The following is a 22,154-nucleotide window of genomic DNA, read 5'->3' on the forward strand; positions in this document are numbered from 1 at the left end:
GTCCATATAAGTATTAAATAGAATGACATGGAAAATATAAGTTTTGATGAGTTACCATCCAAAATTGGTGAAATATTGGAATATGTAAAAAGCTTAGAGGAAAAGATAGATAATCTTGAAATAAATGGAAAAAGTAAATTAAAGTACACGCTCAGTGAAGCAGCAGACTTTTTAAACTTGAAGCAAAAAACCCTTTATAATTTAATACACAACAATGAAATCGCATATTGTAAGCCTTCTAAAAAAATATATTTTTTACATGAAGACCTAATGGCTTATCTCAAAAATTCAAGGTGTCAGAGCAGATATTAAAATTAGAAATTATGTTGGGTTGTAGTTTTGTATTTCTAATAAAAAAAGTCGGTGCCTATTGCCCTTTCATAACGAATTTGATTACAAATTAGCCTAAATTACTTTAGGCTTTACCGCCTATAAAATATAATGCCTTTACAAAATCAGACCAGTATTTAAGTTGAAAATTTATTAACTTTAAAAACAGTCAAAAATAATTCACTAATGCCTGAAAATAGTAAACCACTAAAAAAGAGGATAGAATATCGTGGTAAGATTCTCCGTGTTTCTAGAACAGGAGGGGTTTCAGCTACTAAAACATTATCAAGAGATGGTTATGGAGCTACCATAAATACTAATCATGGTGTCAGGCTTCATAAAAAACTGTTTAGAGGAGCTAGAATGGGACTTCAACGCGGGAACTTTCAATTTATAGGTCGATATGAAAGTGGTCCTTTCAACTTTAATGTTTCAAAAAGTGGTGTGAGTACTTCCATAAAAAATAAAAGAGGCTCTTATAATCTATTTAAACCCAATTACTCGAGTTTTAAATTAGCAGGTGTACAGTTAAGAGGTAAAAATGCAGCTACGCTTCAATTAATCTTTTTAGCCTTAAGTCTTTTCGTGAATATTTTTAAATTTTTATGGCGTATTTCGATGGCTGTATTGTGGTTTATGTTCTTAGCTATAAAATGGCTTGTAGATTTTTTAATTGGATTTTACAGAGGGTACACCTCTAATAATCCCACGCCCTAAAATTTGTTTTATGTAGAAAAAGTAGAACCTACTTGACTACCCTCGAAGGCAGGGAAGGTGTAATTACCAGGGGAGATCCATATAAACACGGGATGGTATAATAGAGAAGTCTGCTGAGGTCATAGTACCTACAGGAAACGAGTTTTATAAAACTGGACAGGTCTCACAAGTAGGGGAGGACGGAACGTGATCCTTCCAGAAATTAGGATGGGAGCAATAGTTTTTGCTATTGGGTGACCGATTCCCTAGAAAACAGGTAGCTTGTTCAAAAAGTATGGAATCGTTTCAATTGGTGTAAAGAGCGATTGAAAAGATGGATTGCGAACCGCCGTATACGAGACCTGTATTTACGATGGTGTGAGAAGCGAAGTGACGACTTTTAAGTCGTCACCCGTCTACTCGATTGGCAACAGTTATTTTTTATTTTGTCCAAGGTTCTTTATTAGTAACATCCGTTATTTCTTTTCCATCGTAAAGGCTTATTCCTTATAACCCTGTAGATAGATTCATATTTATGTTAAGTATTTACATTATTTTTTCTAATTATTGCCAACGTTTTGCAGCTACAAGAAGTTGGCGATTTCGAAGCACTAAACTGTCTGCTACCACAAAACTTGATACGAAGCATAAAGCCTCATTTAAGCACTGAACCGCCAATTTCTTGTAGGTGCTGTTATATGCTGCCCCTTCTTTTATTCGTGTCCTGTTAAGACGTCTTTAATTTTCTAAAACTGCAAAATATAAAGTTCTGAATAGTGTCGAGCGGTGTCTTGTGGTCAACCGTTATACATTTAATTTTTTCAAAAAATCTTGTCAGTCGGTCGGTCATTGTTGTTTCGGAATATTGTTTTATTTCAATTCCGCTGCATTTTTTTGGTCCTTGTTCAGAGAATGTCCCGATAACTAAAACACCTGTCTGCTGAATACTTTTCTGCACTGTGTCGAGGTAGTTTTCAATTTCTTGCTCTTGTGTCAAAAAGTGAAATGCTGCTCTGTCGTGCCAAAAGTCGTATTTTTCTGTCGGTCTAAAAGTTGCTGCGTCTGCAACTATCCATTTTATTTTATCTGCTCGGTCGCCAAGTCGTTGCTTTGCTTTGTCAAGTGCTGTCGCTGAAATGTCGAGAACGGTAATGTCTTGATAACCCAAGTCGAGCAAGTTGTCAACTAAAAAACTGTCGCCACCTCCAATGTCAATTATTTTTGCAGTGGTCGGAATATTGAACTGTTTTAAGAAAATTAAAGACGTCTCTGGTGTCGGTTGAAACCAACTTACATCTTTAAGTTCTTTTGTCTGGTAGATTGTCTCCCAGTGTTTTTTTCTGTCGAAATTTTCCATTTTATTTCTGTCTGTTTATTTATGGTCTGTCGTCAAACAGGGTTGCGTATAACGTGATGTGGTCGAGTAGACCAAGGGATTTCACCCCAAGCCTCTCACAGAACCGTGCTTGAAAGTCTCCCCTCACAAAGCTCTTCTAATAGTATTTACAAATATAAGCTCATCCTTTATCAAGTTGGCAAATTGTAAATTAAAATTAGCCCATCCCTTTGCTCCAGTTCCATTACACAACCTTCAATACTACTACGAATGTACAACTTCGGTATTCTATCTCTCGATTGTTTTTGTTTTTAACCGCAAAGCATTGCCTATCACTGAAACCGAACTAAAGCTCATCGCCAGAGCTGCAATCATAGGTGATAGCAGAATCCCAAAAACTGGAAATAAACCCCCTGCGGCAATGGGTATACCTATCGTGTTATAGATGAGTGCAAAAAACAGGTTTTGTTTGATGTTTTTCATGACGACGTGACTCAAATTTTTTGCTTTCACAATCCCGTGGAGATCGCCTTTGACTAATGTAATCATGGCACTTTCAATAGCCACATCGGTTCCTGTTCCCATCGCAATACCAACATCACTTTTAGCCAATGCTGGAGCATCATTTATACCATCACCTGCCATAGCAACTACTTTGCCTTGTTCCTGTAATTTTGTTACTTCTTTGAGTTTGTCTTCGGGTAACATACTGGCTTTAAAGTCAGCAAGGCTAAGTTCTAAGGCTACTGCTTGAGCAGTATCGTGATTATCTCCCGTCAACATAATTACGGCAATACCCTTGGCTTGAAGCTCTTTTATAGCCTTAGCACTGGTATCCTTGATTTTATCACCGATAACTACATAACCTACTACTTTTTCATCTACTGCTAAATACGATACTGTTTTCCCTTGTTTTTGATAAGTTTTGGCCTCTTCTTGCATCTGTGAGTCAATTTCAACATTAGCATAAGCCATCATTTTAGGATTTCCCAAAGCAACTTTTTTGTCATTTATAGTAGCTTGTACCCCTTTGCCTGTGACTGCACTAAATCCATCTGACTTTATCATTTGAGCATTTTGCTCTTTACCATATTTCACAGTTGCCTCTGCTAAGGGGTGTTCGCTATTACTGTTTAATGACACGATGTATTGCAGCACTTTACTTTCATTAAAACCTTCCTTGCTAGTGGGCTGACTATCATTAAATGAACCTATTTTTTCTACAGTTGGTTTCCCTTCCGTAATGGTTCCCGTTTTATCGATGATGAGTGTATCTACAGTGTCCAATTTCTCGAGGGCTTCGGCATTTTTTATCAATACACCGTTTTGTGCACCTTTACCTACACCAACCATTATTGACATAGGTGTTGCCAATCCCAAAGCACAAGGACAAGCAATAATAAGTACTGCAATGGCATTGACTAACGCATAAACATAAGCTGGTTCAGGACCCCAAATTGCCCAAACGGCAAACGTAATTAATGAAATGCCAACGACCACAGGTACAAAATAGCCTGAAACCGTATCTGCCAGTTTCTGGATTGGCGCTCTACTGCGGCTCGCGTCATTGACCATGTGTATAATTTGAGAAAGCAAGGTGTCGCTACCTACTTTTTGGGCTTTCATCAAAAAGGATTGGTTACCGTTGATGGTACCGCTACTTACGTTGTCATCTTTAATTTTATCAACAGGAATAGGCTCTCCAGAAATCATTGATTCATCTACTGTCGTTTTTCCTTCAGTGATAATACCATCTACAGGAATTTTGTCGCCTGGTTTAACTCTTAGAATATCTCCTTTTTCAATTTTATCAATGGAAACTTCTTCTTCATTTCCATCAACCACACGTACCGCTTTATTAGGTGCAAGCTTTAATAATTCCTTGACTGCGGAATTGGTTTTACTATGCGCACGAGCTTCGAGGACTTGACCCATTAAAACAAGCGTAAGTATTACGGTTGCAGCTTCAAAATAAACGTGTACTGCGCCAGATTCCGTTTTAAATTGTTCAGGGAAAAAATCGGGAAACAACATCCCAAAAACACTAAACAACCACGCTACACCTGCACCAATCCCGATAAGGGTGAACATATTGAGATTCCACGTTTTTATACTTTTATAGGCTCGCTCAAAGAACATCCAAGTAGCATAAAACACAACAGGAATTGATAATGCAAACTGAGCCCAGTTCCACCATTTTTGTTCCATCAAATCGTATAATGGATTGTTAGGAATCATCTCGCTCATCGCCATCAAGAAAATGGGAAGTGTGAAACCAACCGCTATCCGAAATTTCTTTAATAGTCTTTTATAGGTCTTTTCTTCGGCAGAAATATCTGGTTGCAACGGTACCAAGTCCATTCCGCAAATAGGGCAAGCTCCAGGTTCGTCTTTCACGATTTCGGGATGCATTGGGCAGGTCCATTGCTCAGAGGTTACTGCCGATAAATTTTGCTCTTCTACCAAATCCATTCCGCAGACAGGACAATCGCCAGGTTTGTTGTAGGTTTTGTCGCCTTCGCAGTGCATGGGACAGTAAAAGGAGCCTCCTATCCCTTGAAAGGGGCTTTTCTCACTCTTATTTTTCGAAGTCTTTGGGCTCCTCTCCTTCGGGGAGGTTGGGAGGGGATTTTTGTGAATACTATAGCTACCGCCATCTTCCTGCAGTGCTTTTTGAAACGTCTCGATAGGAATGTGTGATTCCATTTCAATTGTGGCTTCTTCTTGTTCTAAATTAACCGTAGCGTTTGAAACTCCTTCTACTTTAGAGAGCGTTTCTTCTACGTGATTTCTGCATCCATTGCAGGTCATTCCGTGAATATGATAGGTGTGTTTCATTTTAATGTGATCTGAATTTTAAGTTCATTTCTAAGGACGGACCTTCTGCATAGACTCCGTAAGCATCTACTAGAAGTCCTTTTACCCATGAGTTGATGAAATAGCATAGAGGCTGCTATTATCGCCAGGATTGCTCATCCCTTCAAAACAGAATACTTTATTGATTTTGAAATCTTCGGGATGCCATTGAACTTTTGGGGAATCGCATTCCACAAAATGCGCCATCAAGTTTAAATCATAGGTATAGCCATTTGCCTTTAAATCGTTTATAGCTTCCGAAAGGGTATCGTAGTTTTCCATATTAAAGATGAACAGTCATCACTGGTTTTTTTGAATGATTTGTTATGCTTTCAGCAATACTATTTGAAAATATACTTGATAATCCCTTTCTACTATGGGTGTACATTACTATTAAGTCCACTTCATTAGATTCTTCAAACTTTTCAATGCCACTTAGTACGCTAGATTCGTTGTATACGTGAATCGCATAGTCTTCTGGTTTTGAGAAGTCCTTTAAAAAGTCCCTGATGGGTTGAAGCCCATTTTCAACACTATTAACATCCGATGTGGTGTTGATGTTTAGTAAATGGATTTTTGCATGGCATTTTTCAGCCATTTTTTTTACTTCTTCGAAAACACTGGAAATGTCTTCTTTAAAATCAGATACGAACACAATATTTTTGAATGGAAATGTTACTGTGTCTTCCTTTACAACTAAAATAGGCACTCGTGCTGATCGTATGATTTTTTGGGCACTGCTTCCTAACAATTGTTCTAAAAACCCTTTTTGCAAGCCTTTGCTTCCTGTAATAATGAAATCATGATGAAAATTATCTGAATGTGATAAAATTGCTTTATCATTTGAAACAAATTCTAAAAACGTTCTGGATGTCAAACCTTTGTGCTCCGCCTCTTTGTCCAAAGCCCTTAATTTGCTTTTAGCAATCCCTATTTCCTCAAGAGTATCAGGATAGTTATGCTCCTGGGTCTTATCGAGTTTTACCCAATTTACAGGTGTATTAAGCTGATGTAAAAAATGGATTTCTGAATTAAAAAGTATTGCCATTTCAATAGCTAATTTTGCTGCTTTCTCACAATTATCTGAAAAATCTGTGGGCACTAATATGTTTTTCATTGTCTGTAGTTTTTGATTAATTTAGTTTGCTTCACCTTTCAATTGTCTCATATACTCTATGATCTCGGTTTGCTGTGCTTTAGACAATACAGCATCACTGTGAATTAAGGTATAGCTACTCAACGGCATCTCATCGCTTTCAACTTGCTTGATAATAGAACGGAGTTTACTAGCTTTTCTTCGCCTAGACAAGGAATCCCATTCGTTAAAATTAAGCTCGCTTTTTCCTTCTTTAACATGATCTTCCAAATACCAAGCAGCTGGTTGAATCTTATTATACCAAGGATACTTCGTATTATTACTGTGGCAATCATAGCAAGATTCCTTTAGTTGATTCTGAATAGAAGTTGGTACTTGGTTGACCAACATAAAATCAGTTTGAGGTATTAAATCACTTTCATTGCGGTCGGTAGGAAAAAATTGAATCCCCACAAACGCAATCAAAGCAATCCAAGCTATAACCTTGAAAATCTTCACTTAGTTGATCTCTCGTTGTAGTTTACCGCAGTTAAGCATTTGGCTACCGTAGTAAGGATTTTTAATATCTTTTTCCATACTTAACCAAACACTACCACCATCGTACATTGGGCAAAATTGCTCGTACAACTTCTTGTTTGTTCCTGTAATAGCGACCATATCTGTAATGTCTTTGCTTAAGATTTTAAAATGTTCTCGCTGGTGAGCTATATCACTTTCTGAAATGTGCTCCGCGTGTTCTGTGGCATCTACAATAATATCCTTCAATTCTGTTTGCTCAGTATTAGAATGACTTGACACATCAAAAGATTTTAGAGATTTTGTCAATGCCATTCCTAAGTCTTTAGCTTTTGCGTTATCATCGCCTACCAAAGCATTTTTCAGGTTGAAGTAGTCTTTTAAAATAACTTCAGCCTTTGAATCCTGACTGTCATTTATTGCCATAGCATTCTTGTCTACATCGTGGTGCCCATCGCTGTTGTCGTGATTCATTTCTGAATGATCTCCATCGACACTCATTTCAGAATGGTCACCATCTGCTTTATTTTGTTCTTTTTTGTTATCGTTACAAGACACTGCTGTTAAGGTTATAAATGCTATCGCAACTACACCTAATGTTGATCTTAATTTACTCATTGCTTTAAATTTAAGTTTATAATTATTAATTTTTAGGGTGACCTTACAGTCTTTCAATTACTTTTTCCAGCATTGCAGTTATTTCGTTGGCAATGTCATTCAATTTTTCATTATTTACAGCTTGCATAGACGCCATCGGGTTGACCGCAGCTACTTCAATCACGTCCGTTTCAATTTCCTGTACAATGACATTACAGGGCAACATCGTGCCTATTTTATCTTCTGCCTGCAAGGCTTTATAGGCAAAAGGCGGATTGCAGGCACCAAGAATTTTGTACTGCTTGAAATCCACATCAAGTTTCTTTTTCATGGTTTCTTTTATATCGATTTCTGTGAGTATGCCAAACCCTTCCACTTTCAATCCTTTCTTGACTTTATCGATAACCTCTAGAAAAGTACCTTCGATTGTTTTATTAAAATAATACTTCATTGTTTTTTAATTTTTAGTGTTCAACGCTTGTTTTTGTTCTTCATACTCTTCTTTGGATATTTCACCCTTAGCGAGCCGCTTGTCCAGAATATCCATAGGATTTTCTCTCTTCACGGTATTTTGTCTATTTTTTCCATTATATAGAAAAAGACCCAAAACAAGTAAAACAGGTATCAATATCCACCACCACATCATCATAATTGTATAGTTTTTATAGTTAACTGGTTATTTATTATTATCAAGCCCAATCTTTAAGGCAATAATTTATTATCCCTTATTTTTCATTTTCCCTTTCATTTCAGGATTTTTATCCATCATTTTCTGCATCATTTCTTTCATCATCTCAGGGTTTTGATCCATCATTTGCATCATCTTTGCTTTCATATCTTTTTTCATCTTTCCGTTAGAATGAATTTTATCCATCAACATTTTACGACCCTTTTCGCTCTCCATCATTTTATCCAACATTTTGGAATGCTTCTTTTGCATCATTTCTGGATTATTCTCCATCATCTTCTGCATATGGGATTGCATTTTTTCTTTCATTTCGGGATTTTTGCCCATCATCATTTTCATATTTTCAGATTCCATCTGTTCCATGTGGCCTTTCATCAATATCATTTTGGCTTCTTCATTTTTTCGAGCCTCACTGATGAAGTTGGTCAATTGAACGGGGTTTGAAATGATTTCCTGGTAGACAGCTTGCCTGTTTTCTTCTACACTTAAAGTCTCGGTAGCATTGAAAGTAGACTTGCAGCTGGCCAATGTTCCAACTAATCCAATTGCTATTAAAATGTTTACTGTTGTTGTTCTTAGATTTTTCATTTTTTGTTGTTTTAAATTATTTATTCTGAATCTTATTTGTATTATTCTTTTTCAAAAACCATCTTTCTCCTAAAAAGATAAGGGTCATAGCCACTAATGCCACGATGATGACTATTATATCAGAGCTTGCTTTTATCCATAAAAAGGCACTTAAGACTACAGCATCTAAAAGTATCGCCGTTATAATTATGGCTGAATTAGCCTTCACTTCTTTTCTTAAGTTACGCAATATTCCCCATTGGATGCCGATGTCCATCACCAGATAAAATATAGCCCCTAAAGATGCGATTCGACTTAGATCAAAAAATATCGTTAGGACTATGGCAATTACAGCAACATACACCAGCATGTGTTTCTGAACATTCCCTGGCATACCAAAATGTTTATGAGGAATAAGCTTCATATCCGTTAACATTGCGGTCATTCTTGATACGGCAAATATGCTGGCTATAATTCCCGAGATGGTCGCCACTATGGCTATACCTACGGTAAACCATAATCCGTATTTACCAAAAGCTGGCTTCGAGGCCTCGGCCAATGAGTAATCCTTTGCTGCTACAATTTCTGATATTGTTAGGTTTGAAGACACTGCAAATGCCACTAATAGATATATTACTGTACATACTAAAAGTGAAATAATAATAGCTCGGCCAACATTCTTTTTTGGGTTTACAATTTCTCCACCGCTATTTGTGATCGTCGTAAATCCCTTATATGCCAAAATAGATAAAGCCAATGCACCTAAGTAATCTGTAGTAGGATAATCTGTTGAATTATTCAATGAAATTGCATCTTGAAAAGAGAATCCAACCGCCCAAAGCGCCCCTATGGCAAAAATAGCAATACCTCCAACCTTAATGATAGCCATAATCAATGACGACTTTCCAATAATATTGTTTCCTGAAATATTAATCAGAAAGGCGCCAACAATAAGGAGTACACCTAATATCGGCACCCAAACACTATTGTCGCCTACATTAAAAAGCTGCAGTGTATAAGAACCAAAAGTACGGGCCACCAGACTCTCATTTATGATCATTGAGAATGCCATTAAAAGTGCACCCGATGCTGCAACAGTTCCTTTGCCATAAGCTTTAACCAAATACATTGCAATACCACCAGCGGATGGAAATGCATTTGACAATTTGATATAGCCATAAGCACTAAATCCTGAAATTATAGCTCCAACAATGAAGGCAAAGGGAAATAAATTACCAGATAGTTCAGCCACCTGACCCAATAGGGCAAAAATTCCCGCACCAATCATGACACCAGTCCCTAGGGCTATAGCTCCAATGAGTGATAAACTGTTTTTTTTATAGGTATTATCCATAGTTAAAATCTTAATGAAAGGCCACCACCCGCACCAAAGCGGTTATCGTAGTTTCCCATCAATGAAAAGTTTCGACTTAACACGTACTCTAAACCAACCTTCCAGACGGTTTCTTCTTCAAAGTCGGTGCCGTCTTCAAAATCATTTACCCAGCCAAAATCCATCTGATATTCATATTCCCCAAAAACGGCCACCCTTCTAAAAATCATTGTGGCGGTTGACAGTGAAATTGTAGGTCTCAATTTATTGTCTATTCGCAAATCAGAATCAACAAGAAGTGGAAGCAAGTAGCGCACACCTATCACACCTGTGGTTCCAATCTCATCTAGACTATCTTCCATCTCATTCTCCATATTCACACCACCAAATACACGGAAATAACTGTTTAGCCAGCGTTCATAGGTGAATTCTGCTTCCAAATTTTCATTCCAGCCGTATTCGCCGCGCAAAATGAATTGATTCCTTATGTTTGTTGCCGTGTAGAATAACTCTGTCATGTGGCTTGCTGCTGTTACTTCTCCCCAAGTAAACATGTGATCCGCTTCATTAGTTAGGTTTTTTAAAGGATAATCTTTTAAACGCTCATCCCTTGGTGTATCATAGCTAAAAACCCTGGCCATACCACTACCAAGATGGTACAATACATGGCAATGAAAGAACCAATCTCCTTGTTCACTCGCATCAAATTCTATCACAACCTTCTGCATTGGTGCTACGTTGACAGTATGCTTCAATGGAGAGTATTCACCATTCTCATTCAATACTCTAAAGAAATGTCCATGAAGATGCATAGGATGGTGCATCATTGTTAAATTGTTTAAAGTGATACGAACCACTTCGCCTTGTTTGATCTTAATTTTATCTGTTTCTGAAAGTGGCACACCGTTGATACTCCAGACGTATCGATTCATATTACCTGTAAGATTGAAAAGCATTTCTTTAACAGGTTTATCACTTTCAAACTCTGTAGGTTCTGGCGAGCGCAGATAATTGTAATTGAATTCTGGATTACCACCTGTTTTCATATTGTCGCCTATCACTTTATCTTTTGGTATGATGTAGCCCATCTTCATGTCTTTCTTCTCCCCATTTTTCATAGACTTATCGCCCATTTTCATATCCATTTGATCCTGATTCATGTTCATGGGATCAGTCTTTTTTGACACATCACCCGCTTTCATATCATCATTCATGCTCATCCTATCCATCTTCATTGCATATTTTTTCATATACTTAATGGAATCAGTCTTAGAAGGATTGAATTTTGCTGCAGGTGCACCCATTTTCATGTCCATGGCCATCATGCGTTTCATGCTCTCAATTAAATCTGGCTCTGGAACTACTGGTGCTTTCAGCATATCACCATCTCCCAAATAAGCAGAGGCTTGTCCTGAACCATCTTGAGAAGTCGCTCGTATTTCTAGTTTAGCATTATCGGGAATGGTAACAATAAAATCGTAGGTTTCGGCAACACCTATAAGCGTTTTATTCTTTTGGATGGGCACAACATTTAATCCATCTGAAGCCACTAAAATTGGGTCGTTACCGCCAAAAGTCAACCAGAAATAGGTTGCTGCAGAGGCGTTGACAAAACGGACTCTTACCTTATCCCCTGGTTCAAAATCATTATAGTCTTGAGTAGATTGGCCATTAACAAAAAACTTGTCATAATAATTATCAAGAATAGCCATATCTGGCATACGTTGCCACATCATTTTTAATTTGGCACCCACTGCATCTTTCTTTATTATTTTGTCCCAACTTTGTATTTGACCTTTTTTAATCAGATACCATTCGTTACCTCTTTTTAGATTTTTAAGCTGTGATTTTGGATTTTCATCCATCCAGTCTGAAAGCACTAAAACCAAGTCCTTATCGTATTCTAAATTGGTTTCTTTTGGGTTTATCTGAATACTACCATACACACCACGTTGTTCTTGTAATCCCGTATGCGAATGGTACCAATAGGTTCCAGACTGTTTCAAAGCAAACTTGTATTGTAGAGTTTCGCCTGGTTTGATGGGGGGCGTGGTTAGGTAAGGCACACCGTCGTAGAAATTAGGCAGAATAAGCCCGTGCCAGTGAACTGATGTTTCTACATCCATCTTATTGGTGACATTGATAATCGCAAACTCCCCTTCATTGAATTCCAGATTAGGACCAGGAATACCTCCATTCACAGTCATTGCTTTTATATCCTTTCCAGTGAAGTTTACCGTTTTGTAATCTATGGTTAGGTCATAAACGCGTTCTGGCCAGTTGTCCACATTCTCTTCAGATTTATTTGCCGTCAATTGTGCATTTGCCCCTAAGGAAATACAGAACAAGAGCAGCACTAATAGTCTCATTATCATCTATTTATTTTTTTTCTGTATTTTGTATAAAAATAAGACTGATTTTCAGCGCGTTGTGTCATAATTCTGGTTTATATCTATACAATTTGGTCTAATGGGTTTCTGACCTTTCTTTGTTCAGCTTTGTATTGAGAAAGACTTAATCCTGTTTCGACTTTAAATTGCCTACTTAAATGATTGATATGACTATACCCCAATAGTTGACTGATCTCCGTAAAGTTTTCTTCCTGTGTCTGGATCAGTTCCTTTACTTTCTCAATCTTTAGCTTTATGAAGTACTTCTCAACAGTCACACCTTCAGTTGATGAGAATACCTTACTCAATCTTGAGTAGTCTTGATGCACCTTTTGTGAGAGATGTGTTGATAATTTCTCGTTCAAATCAAGAGGTAGATTAGATAATATTTTAATGAGTTGAATCTTCACCTGTTCAGTCAATTTATCTTCAACAGAATTAATGAGTTCAAAACCGTTGATTTGGAGAATTACTTTCAATTTATCAATTTGTTTTTCATTTTTAAAGTCTAGTTGTACACGGCCAAGAACAATTTCTTGCAACTCTATTTCTTGAGCTTCAATTTCATTCTTGAGCACCTTGATACATCGATCGCATACCATATTTTTAATATAGAAATCCTTTACCATCGTTATTTATTTATATAGTTAATACTGCAAAGTTGCAAGTCATATCTTTTTTGAAATTTTATTTGGTTCATCTGAAATATTGAATATCAAAAAAACCTTATCATAATTGACAATAGAAACCTGCTTTAGTACTCATTCTTTTAAGTTTTAAAGCTGTTCGATTAAATAGTAGCCATTTTGGTTTCTGAGCTTTTACTATTTAGAATTGATAACTCTCATTTTTTTAGATTTTCTTTAAATACTGCTTTCAAACAGGTCGCGGTTTCTACTTTAAATTTTTAACAGGGAGTTAGACTCCAGTAGATATTACGATGAAATTTATAAATTGAAAGTTCTATGAACTAATCAAAATACATAGATTTTGAAAAGGAGTTATTTGTTAATTCCTTTTCATTTTATAAATTGAAAGTTCTTGTAAAAGCTAAATAATACTACTTTTCTGGTTCTACTGAAAAGGACAGACCTATGGCTGTCAAAATAGGTTTTAGCTTATATTTGGAGGGAGCCAAATGGAAATATAGACTGCTTTTGGAATAAGCTGGACGTAGGCCCAATTATTGTCTAAAAGTTTGAAATTATTATTCAATTTTGATTGATAATTGTTTTTAAAAATGGGAGTGTTCACAGATACTGGACAATGACAAGAATTGTTATTACAAAAACCATCACAACTTTCATCCCCACTATCGCAACAAGATTTTTTTTCTGAATGATCATCTTGTTTCGAACAAGAAGTACTAACCACTTCAGCTTTATCAGAAGAATTTTCGCAGGCTAAGATAGTACTTGTTGGAATAACCAAAAATATCAAAAACAGAAATAATATGTGAGTTATGTTTTTCATTTGATACTTCCACAAAGATAACATAAAAATCAAACTTTAATTTGGTATTTAATTTCAAATATTTTTTTCAGAATTTTGAAAAGCATAAGCCAAAAAAGAGGGCTGTTGCTACACTTTTAACAGCCCTTTTAAATCTTATATCATTGGTTAGTAAAACTACTGTTTTCTAATAACCAATTGATAAACACAAGGAATAACCACCAAATTTAAAACCGTAGCTGATAGCAATCCACCTAAAATAACTACAGCCATCGGGCTTTGAATTTCACTTCCTGGTTCTCCGCCTTTTAATGCTAAAGGTATTAGTGCTAAACCAGTTGTAAATGCTGTCATTAGGATAGGATTTAATCTATCTAATGCTCCAATTTTAATTAATTGAAAGCCTTTCATCCCTTCTTTTCTCAAATCCTCGTATCGAGAAACTAATAGTATTCCATTACGAGTGGCAATCCCAAACAAACTAATAAAACCAATAGTAGCTGCGATACTGATGATACCTGTTGTAAAATACACAATCAAAATTCCACCAATTAATGCCAAAGGCAGGTTTATCAGTACGACAAAAGCCAATTTAACATCCTTAAACTCATAATATAGCAACAGAAAAATGATAGCGATAGCAACGATTGCAGTTATAGATAATAATTGTGATGCTTTAGCTTCACTCTCAAACTGTCCGCCGTATTGCACCCTATACCCTTCAGGCAATGAAATGTTTTGGTTTACGGTTTCTTTTATTTCTTCTACAGCACCACGTAAATCCCTTCCTTGGACATTTGCAGCGACTACGATTTTACGTTGAACGTCTTCACGGCTAATCTTACTAGGACTACTTACCGACTGGACAGTCGCTAACTCTCCCAAAGTGGTTTGACCATCATTTGGTAAACTAATTAAGGTATTTCCAATGGCCTCTATATCATCCCTAAAGGATTTCTGGTAACGAACCACCACATCAAAATATTTCTGTCCTTCATAAATCTCTCCTGCTTCTTCCCCAGCATAGGCAATATCAACTTGTTCCATTAAATTACCTACCGTCATTCCGTAACCCGAAAGGATTTGGCGCTTAGGCTGAATGCGAATCTGTGGCACTTCAATTTGCTGGTCAACAGCAACATCTGCCAATCCATCGATATCTTTAATATTCTGTTCGACACTTTTACCTAACTCATATAACCGCTGCAAGTCTGGACCAAAAATCTTGATTGCAATATTAGCTCGAGTTCCCGAAAGCATATGGTCTATACGGTGAGCAATAGGTTGCCCTAAAGTGATATTAACACCTGGTGCGATGCTTAATTTATTTCGAACTTCTTCAAAAAATTCTTCTTTGGTCTTGTCTTCGAGAACAAAAGGCACATCAATTTCCGAAGCATTTACGCCTTGCGCATGTTCGTCTAATTCAGCTCTTCCTTGTCTTCGAGTAACAACTTCAACTTCGGGTAAATCCAACAAAATGGTCTCTATCAAATTTCCTGTTTTGTTGCTTTCTTCCAAAGACATCCCTGGGGGTCCAACGACACTAATCACCAAGGAACCTTCATTAAATTCTGGTAGAAAACTTCTTCCCAGTTGTGTGACTAGGACAAGACTTAAAAGAAATGCGATGACAGTTACACCAATAATGGTTTTAGGAATTTTTGTAGCTTGTCCCAATAGGTTTCCATAATGTTTCTGTAACCAACGTTCCACACGGGTACCATCTGCTTGCTTTTTTAAAAGCTTTTCGTTATTTAATAAATAGGAGCACAAAATTGGTGTGACGGTTACTGCAACAACTAGTGATGTTAAAACAGACGTTACAAAGGCTATACCCAAGGGTTGCAACAAGCGTCCTTCCATTCCGCTTAAAAAGAAAAGGGGAATAAAAGACACAATAATAATTAAGGTTGCAATGATGATAGAACTTCTTATTTCTACAGATGCTTCACGAACAACTGTAAGGGTTGATTCACGTTCTGCTTTTGGCTTTCTTATGTTTTCACGCAAGCGTTTATATACATTTTCCACATCTATAATTGCATCGTCTACCAAGGCACCAATGGCAATTGCCATACCACCCAAACTCATTGTATTGATAGTGTAACCCAACCATTTTAAAATGATAATAGATACCAATAATGAAATAGGAATTGCTAACAAGGATATTAAGGTTGTTCTCCAATTCATCAAAAAGATGAAAAGGATAATCATTACAAAGAATGCGCCTTCCAATAAAGTTTGATTCAGATTGCTAATGGAGGCATCAATAAAATCAGATTGCCTAAAGATTTGACTTTTGATGTTGACCCCTTTTGGTAAGGTTTTTTGTAAATCGGCAATGGCTTCGTCAAGTCGGTCTGTCAACTCCAAGGTGTTGACATCGGGTTGCTTTGAAATGGTTAAAATCACTGCTGGTTTTGCATTTAAAGAACCATCGCCAATTTTATCGGCAGCACCAATTTGAACCGTTGCCACATCTCTTATTTTAATGGTTTGACCGTTAATTTCCTTTAAAACAGCTTCTTGCAAATCTTCTAACACGTAAGCTCTACCACTACCTTTTATTATGTATTGATTGCCATATTGATTGATAATTCCTCCAGGCGCATTGGTATTAGCTTCCTTAACATGTTCTACCAATTCGGAAAGACTCACATCATAATGTTTCATCTTTTCAGGATTGGCAAATACTTGATATTGCTTATAATCGCCTCCTATGACCACCACATTTGCAATACCACCAATTGCTTTTATACGCGGTCGTATAGTCCAATCAGAAAGGGTTCTTAATTCCATTGGTGACAAACTATCTGAGGTTACACCCAGAAGCATTATTTCCCCCATAATGGATGAAATAGGTGCCATAGTTGGCGCACCAATACCTTCAGGTAAGTTTTCACGAACCATAGGGATGCGTTCACTTACGATTTGGCGCGCCTTATATATATCGGTTCCCCATTCAAATTCTATCCAAACAATTGATATTCCTGCTGCAGAAGAGGAACGGATCCTTCTTACATCGGGCGAACCGTTTAAGGCTGTTTCCAATTGGTAGGTAACTAATTTCTCTACTTCTTCAGATTCCATTCCGTGCGCTTCAGTAAGTATGGTTACCGTTGGTGCCGTAAGGTCTGGGAATACATCTACATTCATTGTTCGAGCGTAGTAAATACCCAATACACTTAAAGCAACCGCACCCAATAGAATGAATAATCTATTCTGAAGTGAAAATGATAATATTTTATTTAACATCTAATTTAATTTTTAATGCTGAATTTTTAATGTTGAATTCATAATTCAACATTTCATTAATGATCGTGACCATGTGCAGGAGTTGAACCCGACATTGAAGCCATTTTAACTTGGTATGCTCCTGTAGTAATGACCGTTTCACCTACTTTCAAGCCTTGTAGTATTTCAACATTCTCTCCGTTTCGCTCGCCAATCTTTATAGGTCGTCTTTCAAAACTTTCGCCAGAAAGCTGAACGATGACTGAATAACTTCCGTAGTCTTCCAATAAGGCATTCACAGGAATCATTGTGTTTTCATTAGCGGTGCCCATAGTAATTTGTACTGAGGTCAAACTACCTTCAGGCATATCCACATCTGCATTTACTTGAGCAAAAACTGAAATCAGAGGATTATCTCGCTCTACATCTTTACTGATAGAAAGAATATCCCCCTCGCTATCACTTACACTCTTCCATTGTCCGTCTTTAGTTTGATACCAAATACCTTTCACATTCTCCATCGAAAGCCCATAATTTGGAGCTAGTTGTGTTTTTAGTATTTTGGATTGGTGTGAGCCAATAGATATTAATGCTACGCCTTGGTCTACATAATCCCCATTAGAAACTGAAATAGACTTGATGAAACCATCAAATGGTGCTCGAATTTGTTTGCTTCCATCTGAAACTCCCAATGCTAAAGATTGATAGATAGATTTGGCTTTACTAAAATTACTCTCCACAATTTCGAAATCTGACTTTGGAATAATTTTAGAATTGTACAATTCTTTTTTACGCTCGTATTCAGATTTGGCTTGTTCAAAATTGGCACGTGCATTTTCAATTTCTGTATTCAAATTATTAGATGCCAAGCCTTGACTATTTAAGCTCATCAATAATTGACCTTGTTTTACTACAGTTCCTTCTGTAAGAATATTCATTTTAAAATCAACCACACCATTAGATTTTGCGGCCAACGATTTCACAGAGTTTGGGGATGGCATCCATACACCAGAAGTATTGATGACATTGTAAATTTCACCCGAAACTACAGGTGAAGTTTGAAAATCAATTTTCCAAGCCTGTTCTTTTAAAAACGAAATGCTCTCATCTTCTTCGGCAATCCCTAAAGTCTTTAAAGCATCATCAAAATTTGCATAAACAGTTACATCATCAATCGTAATTCTATCAGAATATTCAGGTGTTTTCAATTCAAATACAAGTTGGTAATTTCCAGCTTCTTTCGGTTGAATCGTAGGCGAAAATATGCCTGGTGATGATGGAGCATCAACAGTATTCCTCAATCCTTTATTGCCCTTAATTAAACTAACTGTAACCGAACCTTCACGGACAGGTTGATGCTTGTTTAAAACAGTGAAGTGAGCTGCAAATCTGCTTGGATTACCAACAATTAACGCAGGAAATTCTACAAATAATTCTGTTTTATCTGTCCAAATGGTATGGTCCAATCTTGGCATTTCTTCTCCAGCATGACTACCATCGGCATTGTGAGCGTGTGCATCATCTGCCTTGTTGTTACAAGACATTGCCATAAGGGCAAGCACTATAATTATATATTTCATATTTTATTTTTTAGTGGTCTTGATGTTCTAAACCATTACCGTGAGTGTGTGTTTCCTTATTCATTTCCATAGAATTTGTATCTACCTCAAATTCTTTATGCTCGTCTGTTTCTTCATGCCTGTGATTCTCGTCAGTTCCATGTTCGTGACCGTGTTCTTCTGTGTTTGTTTCCATAGAATCTTTGCCTACTTGAAATTCTTCTTGTTCTACCTTTTCATCTTGCATATGTCCACCATCTGCATTGTGTTCGTGGCCATGGTCATCACTACTTTCGGTTTTAGTATCTCTACAAGAGCTTACCAAAAAAGTTGATGCGATTGCGGTTACGAATATTATTTTTGAAATTTTCATAAGTGTGTGTTTTAAAATTTATAATTGATGTTTTAATAATTGTGCTTGAAGCAGTTGTAGTTCCTTTTCCATTTGCAGCATTTTATCTGATGCATTTCGGTAGAACTGAAGCTCTACATAATAATCCATAAAAGAATATTCACCCAATTGATAGGCTTTAAATAACAATTGCTCACTATTTAAATTATCCATTGTGATTTGATACTCATTGTATTTTCGGAGTATCAACTCATATCTTTCGAAGGTTTCCTGAAATTGTGTGTTAAGAGAATTGGTAATAACCTCAGTAGTGGATTGCAGATATTCATAATTTGCCTCGGCAGCTTTTACTTTGTTCTTGCTATTCCATAGGGGGATCGAAATACTTCCATAAAAACCAGAATAATTGCTTTCGTTTACACCTTGGTAATTATAGCCAAGCGCTAAATTTGGCAATCCTTTATTTTCCTCCAGTTTTATTTTTTGAAGTGAAGCTGCTTCGTTTAGCTTCAATTCTTGCAATGCAGGTTCCTTGGATAATTTTTCTTGCCAAAGATTCTCTACTGTACCTATTTTAATAGGCAAAATAATTTTTGGTGATATACTATCTAAAGGTTTCCCACCATTCAAGGTTTTAAGTTTCGACAGTTGGATTTGTATGTCGCTTTCTATCTTTTGTACCACAAATTGTTCTTGAATCCAAGCAATTTTAGCCTTGTTCAAATCTAAAAGTCCAACTTGCTCTTTGTCAAAAAGCTTTTGAATTTGATCAAAAACTTGCTTGCTTTGGGCTCTCCTTTTGGTTTCTATAACTTTCTGTTTTTGTAGGAAAGCGATTTCTATAAGAACATTTTTCGCCTTCAATAAGACCTCTTGTCTTCGCTTTAAATAAGCTGATACTAATTGTTTTGATTTAGAGTCGTTCCATTTACCACGCGCGGCATATACTGTTGGAAATTCAAAAGATTGAGACACCTGATATTCGGTATAATTTCCTGTAGCGTTATCACCAAAAGGCAGATAAAATCCTGAAATTTGGGGATCTGGTAAATTATTTGTGCTCTTATTTTTGAGTTCTTGACTCTCAATAAAAGCTTGATAGCCTTTTAACTCTTTATTATTTTGTTCTATTTCATCAAGTGATTCCTCTATGGTTATAGTTTGTGAGAAACCATCAATAAAGAATAGGCATCCGCAAATTGCGAATACGATATGTTTATTCATTGTTTGAAATTTTAGGTTTAATCTTAATTGATAAGGTGGAATACTGTCTTTAGAGAAGTACCCTTAAACGATTAACCTAAAGATGGTGGACCTCGCGAATTGAGGGATGAGAGATATTGATCAAAATAAATATGAGGTGGATGGTAATCCCTAACCTTTTCCGCTTCATTATAGTTTATAGAAATGCTATAATGATAATCCGAGGCAGGCGTGCTTATATCTTTTTTAAGATTGAAGTGTTTGACACCAATTTTATTGGTCACCAAAATATCATTAGAAGCCACAGAGTGTGCATGGCCTACTAAAAACAAATCTAAAAGCCCTTTATTTGAACTTTCTTTTTCTGGGACATTTTGATTGTGGCTATGACTCTCACTATGTGCAATAGCTTTATGCGAATGCTGAACTTCATCCTGGTGATGCCAATGAGGGACTACCTGATGCAAAAAAAATAGGCTAAATATGCCTAAAAAGAAAAGAGCCTTTATGTGATTGTTTTTTTGCATTAAATGCAAATGTAGTATTTTATAATTGATTTATATATTTCATTTTTTTTAAAGAAATAATTTCTCAGCAAAAAGTCGAAAACGGGTCTCTGTTTATTGTTGTTTTGCGCTAGGAGATAATAAATATATCCTTTGTGAACAAAATAAGAAAAAGAAGCTAGCCTTAATCGCCGTAGCCAACAAGCTACTTAAACAATGTTTTGCTATCGCAAAATCTGGTAGGCCTTATGATGAAAGTTACGTTTCTGTGTTGCCTAAATAAATAGAGAAAAATCAATTAAAAAAGCTCAAAGAATCAGTTTTATGAATCCATGAGCCTAGACTACTAGTGTTTCAAATTAAAGTAGAAAAGAGTTGTTTTTTACCTCAGTTTTTTTTTGGCGTGTCGTTATTTTTTAATTTCAGAAGATTTAAAATTCAACTACATTTCGTTAGTTTGAAATTATTCACAATATTTTTTTATAAAGTCATAAGCTTCATCATTACCTAATTTAGCGGCCTTATTCCAATCATTACAAGCTTCCTTTATATTTCCTAACTTTTGTCTAGCTAGACCTCTGTTATAAAAAGAATGTGGGTCTTTAGAGTTTATTCCAATAGCCTTATCAAAGTCTTCTATCGCACCTTTAATATCTCCCAAAGTACTCTTAGCATAACCTCTGTATTTATATACCCTTGAATCTTGAGAGTCGAGTTCAATTGCTTTATTGTAATCTAGAATTGCATCATTTAAATAACCTAATTGCTTTTTTGCCCAACCTCTATTAAAGTATCCTCTTTTATCTTCTGGATTAATTTCAATAATCTCATTAAAGTCTTCAATTGCTGATTTGTACTGTTTTAAATACTGCTTTGAAGTCCCTCTTAAATCATAAAGCGTTGGATTTTTTGGCTCTAATTTTATTGCCATTGTAAAGTCCTCAATAGCTCCCTCATAATTTTTTAATCTATTTTTGAATTTTACAAATTAAAGTTGCAGTTATAATTAAAAATATGACTTAGAATTTATCAAAAACCAAAATATGACTTGACAAATCAATTAAATAAACTAGAAATTAAAATCTTTATATTTGAAATCTGGTTAGTAAAATGTAAAATAAATTCATGATAAATAGGTTTTATTCACAAAATATTCACAAAAAAAAGGGGAGCTACAGAATATATATCTGTAACTCCCTCATTTTCAAGTCGGGGTGGCAGGATTACCTCCTGAAAGTCGGTGATCCTGAAAATGAGGTTGTTGCTCATTAAAAGCCAAAACACCTATAGCGTTTATAAGGTATTTTTGTGTTCTCTTCGTTTTTGAAGCAAGCTTCAGCCTCTAGAAAACAAAAAAGCCTTACACTTTCGTGTAAGGCTTTTGATGGTCGGGGTGGCAGGATTACCTCCCAAAAGTCGGTGATCCTGAAAATGAGGTTG

At 36.2% G+C, this 22,154-nt stretch carries 20 protein-coding genes and 1 pseudogene; 3 read left to right on the top strand and 18 right to left on the bottom strand.

Annotated features, from left to right (window positions below):
- Nucleotides 1–27 precede the first annotated feature (27 nt).
- Together PGOND44_RS08745 and PGOND44_RS08750 are read left to right on the top strand one after the other, a co-directional pair.
- Nucleotides 28–312 (top strand): helix-turn-helix domain-containing protein, encoded by a 285-nt coding sequence (locus PGOND44_RS08745; protein ID WP_003440257.1) that lies wholly within the window; start codon nt 28–30, stop codon nt 310–312.
- A 204-nt stretch (nt 313–516) separates the two neighbouring features.
- Nucleotides 517–1,047: a hypothetical protein gene (locus tag PGOND44_RS08750; protein WP_003440258.1), complete on the top strand. Its 531-nt coding sequence runs from the start codon at nt 517–519 to the stop codon at nt 1,045–1,047.
- Between the two features lie 706 nt (nt 1,048–1,753).
- Here PGOND44_RS08750 and PGOND44_RS08755 read toward each other — a convergent pair.
- The 17 genes from PGOND44_RS08755 to PGOND44_RS08840 form a co-directional block, all read right to left on the bottom strand.
- Nucleotides 1,754–2,383, bottom strand: a complete 630-nt coding sequence (locus PGOND44_RS08755) for a class I SAM-dependent methyltransferase (protein ID WP_003440259.1) — start codon at nt 2,381–2,383, stop codon at nt 1,754–1,756.
- A 267-nt stretch (nt 2,384–2,650) separates the two neighbouring features.
- A complete protein-coding gene (locus PGOND44_RS08760; RefSeq protein WP_003440260.1) occupies nt 2,651–5,200 on the bottom strand; it encodes a heavy metal translocating P-type ATPase in 2,550 nt (849 codons plus the stop codon).
- 81 nt (nt 5,201–5,281) lie between these two features.
- Nucleotides 5,282–5,500, bottom strand: coding sequence for a hypothetical protein (locus PGOND44_RS08765; RefSeq protein WP_003440262.1), 219 nt, complete (start codon nt 5,498–5,500; stop codon nt 5,282–5,284).
- Between the two features lies 1 nt (nt 5,501).
- Nucleotides 5,502–6,335 (bottom strand): universal stress protein, encoded by an 834-nt coding sequence (locus PGOND44_RS08770; protein WP_003440266.1) that lies wholly within the window; start codon nt 6,333–6,335, stop codon nt 5,502–5,504.
- A gap of 21 nt (nt 6,336–6,356) precedes the next feature.
- Nucleotides 6,357–6,812 carry a heme-binding domain-containing protein gene (locus PGOND44_RS08775; RefSeq protein ID WP_003440268.1) on the bottom strand — a complete coding sequence of 152 codons (456 nt, stop codon included), beginning with the start codon at nt 6,810–6,812 and terminating at the stop codon, nt 6,357–6,359.
- Nucleotides 6,813–7,448: a DUF3347 domain-containing protein gene (locus tag PGOND44_RS08780; RefSeq protein ID WP_040555953.1), complete on the bottom strand. Its 636-nt coding sequence runs from the start codon at nt 7,446–7,448 to the stop codon at nt 6,813–6,815. It lies immediately after the preceding gene.
- Nucleotides 7,449–7,491: 43 nt separating this feature from the next.
- Nucleotides 7,492–7,878 (bottom strand): DUF302 domain-containing protein, encoded by a 387-nt coding sequence (locus PGOND44_RS08785; protein WP_003440274.1) that lies wholly within the window; start codon nt 7,876–7,878, stop codon nt 7,492–7,494.
- A gap of 6 nt (nt 7,879–7,884) precedes the next feature.
- Complete coding sequence (locus tag PGOND44_RS08790; protein ID WP_003440277.1) at nt 7,885–8,076, bottom strand: SHOCT domain-containing protein; 192 nt, start codon at nt 8,074–8,076, stop codon at nt 7,885–7,887.
- 69 nt (nt 8,077–8,145) lie between these two features.
- The gene (locus PGOND44_RS08795) at nt 8,146–8,703 is read right to left on the bottom strand and encodes a hypothetical protein (protein WP_003440280.1); all 558 of its coding nucleotides are present in this window, start codon (nt 8,701–8,703) and stop codon (nt 8,146–8,148) included.
- Nucleotides 8,704–8,719: 16 nt separating this feature from the next.
- Entirely contained in the window at nt 8,720–10,036 is a 1,317-nt protein-coding gene (locus PGOND44_RS08800) for an APC family permease (RefSeq protein WP_003440283.1), read from the bottom strand.
- Nucleotides 10,037–10,038: 2 nt separating this feature from the next.
- A complete protein-coding gene (locus PGOND44_RS08805; protein ID WP_224455164.1) occupies nt 10,039–12,384 on the bottom strand; it encodes a multicopper oxidase domain-containing protein in 2,346 nt (781 codons plus the stop codon).
- 83 nt (nt 12,385–12,467) lie between these two features.
- Nucleotides 12,468–13,034, bottom strand: a complete 567-nt coding sequence (locus PGOND44_RS08810) for a helix-turn-helix domain-containing protein (protein WP_003440288.1) — start codon at nt 13,032–13,034, stop codon at nt 12,468–12,470.
- 1,000 nt (nt 13,035–14,034) lie between these two features.
- Nucleotides 14,035–17,115 carry an efflux RND transporter permease subunit gene (locus PGOND44_RS08820; protein WP_003440293.1) on the bottom strand — a complete coding sequence of 1,027 codons (3,081 nt, stop codon included), beginning with the start codon at nt 17,113–17,115 and terminating at the stop codon, nt 14,035–14,037.
- 56 nt (nt 17,116–17,171) lie between these two features.
- Nucleotides 17,172–18,674 carry an efflux RND transporter periplasmic adaptor subunit gene (locus PGOND44_RS08825; protein WP_003440295.1) on the bottom strand — a complete coding sequence of 501 codons (1,503 nt, stop codon included), beginning with the start codon at nt 18,672–18,674 and terminating at the stop codon, nt 17,172–17,174.
- A gap of 10 nt (nt 18,675–18,684) precedes the next feature.
- Nucleotides 18,685–19,026 (bottom strand): hypothetical protein, encoded by a 342-nt coding sequence (locus PGOND44_RS08830; RefSeq protein ID WP_003440297.1) that lies wholly within the window; start codon nt 19,024–19,026, stop codon nt 18,685–18,687.
- Between the two features lie 18 nt (nt 19,027–19,044).
- Nucleotides 19,045–20,229: a TolC family protein gene (locus PGOND44_RS08835; protein WP_003440299.1), complete on the bottom strand. Its 1,185-nt coding sequence runs from the start codon at nt 20,227–20,229 to the stop codon at nt 19,045–19,047.
- Nucleotides 20,230–20,300: 71 nt separating this feature from the next.
- Nucleotides 20,301–20,735, bottom strand: coding sequence for a hypothetical protein (locus PGOND44_RS08840; protein WP_003440301.1), 435 nt, complete (start codon nt 20,733–20,735; stop codon nt 20,301–20,303).
- Between the two features lie 139 nt (nt 20,736–20,874).
- Between PGOND44_RS08840 and PGOND44_RS15870 the strand changes: the two are divergent.
- Nucleotides 20,875–20,997, top strand: a pseudogene (locus tag PGOND44_RS15870) (IS110 family transposase); the annotation flags it as partial.
- Nucleotides 20,998–21,177: 180 nt separating this feature from the next.
- On the opposite strand, the gene PGOND44_RS08845 reads toward PGOND44_RS15870, so the two are convergent.
- A complete protein-coding gene (locus PGOND44_RS08845) occupies nt 21,178–21,645 on the bottom strand; it encodes a tetratricopeptide repeat protein (protein ID WP_003440302.1) in 468 nt (155 codons plus the stop codon).
- Between the last annotated feature and the right edge of the window lie 509 nt (nt 21,646–22,154).

The organism is Psychroflexus gondwanensis ACAM 44, assembly GCF_000355905.1.
Taxonomy (GTDB): Bacteria; Bacteroidota; Bacteroidia; order Flavobacteriales; family Flavobacteriaceae; genus Psychroflexus; species Psychroflexus gondwanensis.

Excerpts from the sequence above, each read along its gene's own strand:
- PGOND44_RS08825 (WP_003440295.1), bottom strand. The coding sequence starts at position 18,674 with ATGAAATATATAATTATAGTGCTTGCCCTTATGGCAATGTCTTGTAAC.
- PGOND44_RS08845 (WP_003440302.1), bottom strand. The coding sequence starts at position 21,645 with ATGGCAATAAAATTAGAGCCAAAAAATCCAACGCTTTATGATTTAAGA.
- PGOND44_RS08745 (WP_003440257.1), top strand. The coding sequence starts at position 28 with ATGGAAAATATAAGTTTTGATGAGTTACCATCCAAAATTGGTGAAATA.
- PGOND44_RS08785 (WP_003440274.1), bottom strand. The coding sequence starts at position 7,878 with ATGAAGTATTATTTTAATAAAACAATCGAAGGTACTTTTCTAGAGGTT.
- PGOND44_RS08760 (WP_003440260.1), bottom strand. The coding sequence starts at position 5,200 with ATGAAACACACCTATCATATTCACGGAATGACCTGCAATGGATGCAGA.
- PGOND44_RS08750 (WP_003440258.1), top strand. The coding sequence starts at position 517 with ATGCCTGAAAATAGTAAACCACTAAAAAAGAGGATAGAATATCGTGGT.
- PGOND44_RS08755 (WP_003440259.1), bottom strand. The coding sequence starts at position 2,383 with ATGGAAAATTTCGACAGAAAAAAACACTGGGAGACAATCTACCAGACA.
- PGOND44_RS08765 (WP_003440262.1), bottom strand. The coding sequence starts at position 5,500 with ATGGAAAACTACGATACCCTTTCGGAAGCTATAAACGATTTAAAGGCA.
- PGOND44_RS08840 (WP_003440301.1), bottom strand. The coding sequence starts at position 20,735 with ATGCAAAAAAACAATCACATAAAGGCTCTTTTCTTTTTAGGCATATTT.
- PGOND44_RS08805 (WP_224455164.1), bottom strand. The coding sequence starts at position 12,384 with ATGAGACTATTAGTGCTGCTCTTGTTCTGTATTTCCTTAGGGGCAAAT.
- PGOND44_RS08830 (WP_003440297.1), bottom strand. The coding sequence starts at position 19,026 with ATGAAAATTTCAAAAATAATATTCGTAACCGCAATCGCATCAACTTTT.
- PGOND44_RS08770 (WP_003440266.1), bottom strand. The coding sequence starts at position 6,335 with ATGAAAAACATATTAGTGCCCACAGATTTTTCAGATAATTGTGAGAAA.
- PGOND44_RS08835 (WP_003440299.1), bottom strand. The coding sequence starts at position 20,229 with ATGAATAAACATATCGTATTCGCAATTTGCGGATGCCTATTCTTTATT.
- PGOND44_RS08810 (WP_003440288.1), bottom strand. The coding sequence starts at position 13,034 with ATGGTAAAGGATTTCTATATTAAAAATATGGTATGCGATCGATGTATC.
- PGOND44_RS08780 (WP_040555953.1), bottom strand. The coding sequence starts at position 7,448 with ATGAGTAAATTAAGATCAACATTAGGTGTAGTTGCGATAGCATTTATA.
- PGOND44_RS08800 (WP_003440283.1), bottom strand. The coding sequence starts at position 10,036 with ATGGATAATACCTATAAAAAAAACAGTTTATCACTCATTGGAGCTATA.
- PGOND44_RS08820 (WP_003440293.1), bottom strand. The coding sequence starts at position 17,115 with ATGTTAAATAAAATATTATCATTTTCACTTCAGAATAGATTATTCATT.
- PGOND44_RS08795 (WP_003440280.1), bottom strand. The coding sequence starts at position 8,703 with ATGAAAAATCTAAGAACAACAACAGTAAACATTTTAATAGCAATTGGA.
- PGOND44_RS08790 (WP_003440277.1), bottom strand. The coding sequence starts at position 8,076 with ATGATGATGTGGTGGTGGATATTGATACCTGTTTTACTTGTTTTGGGT.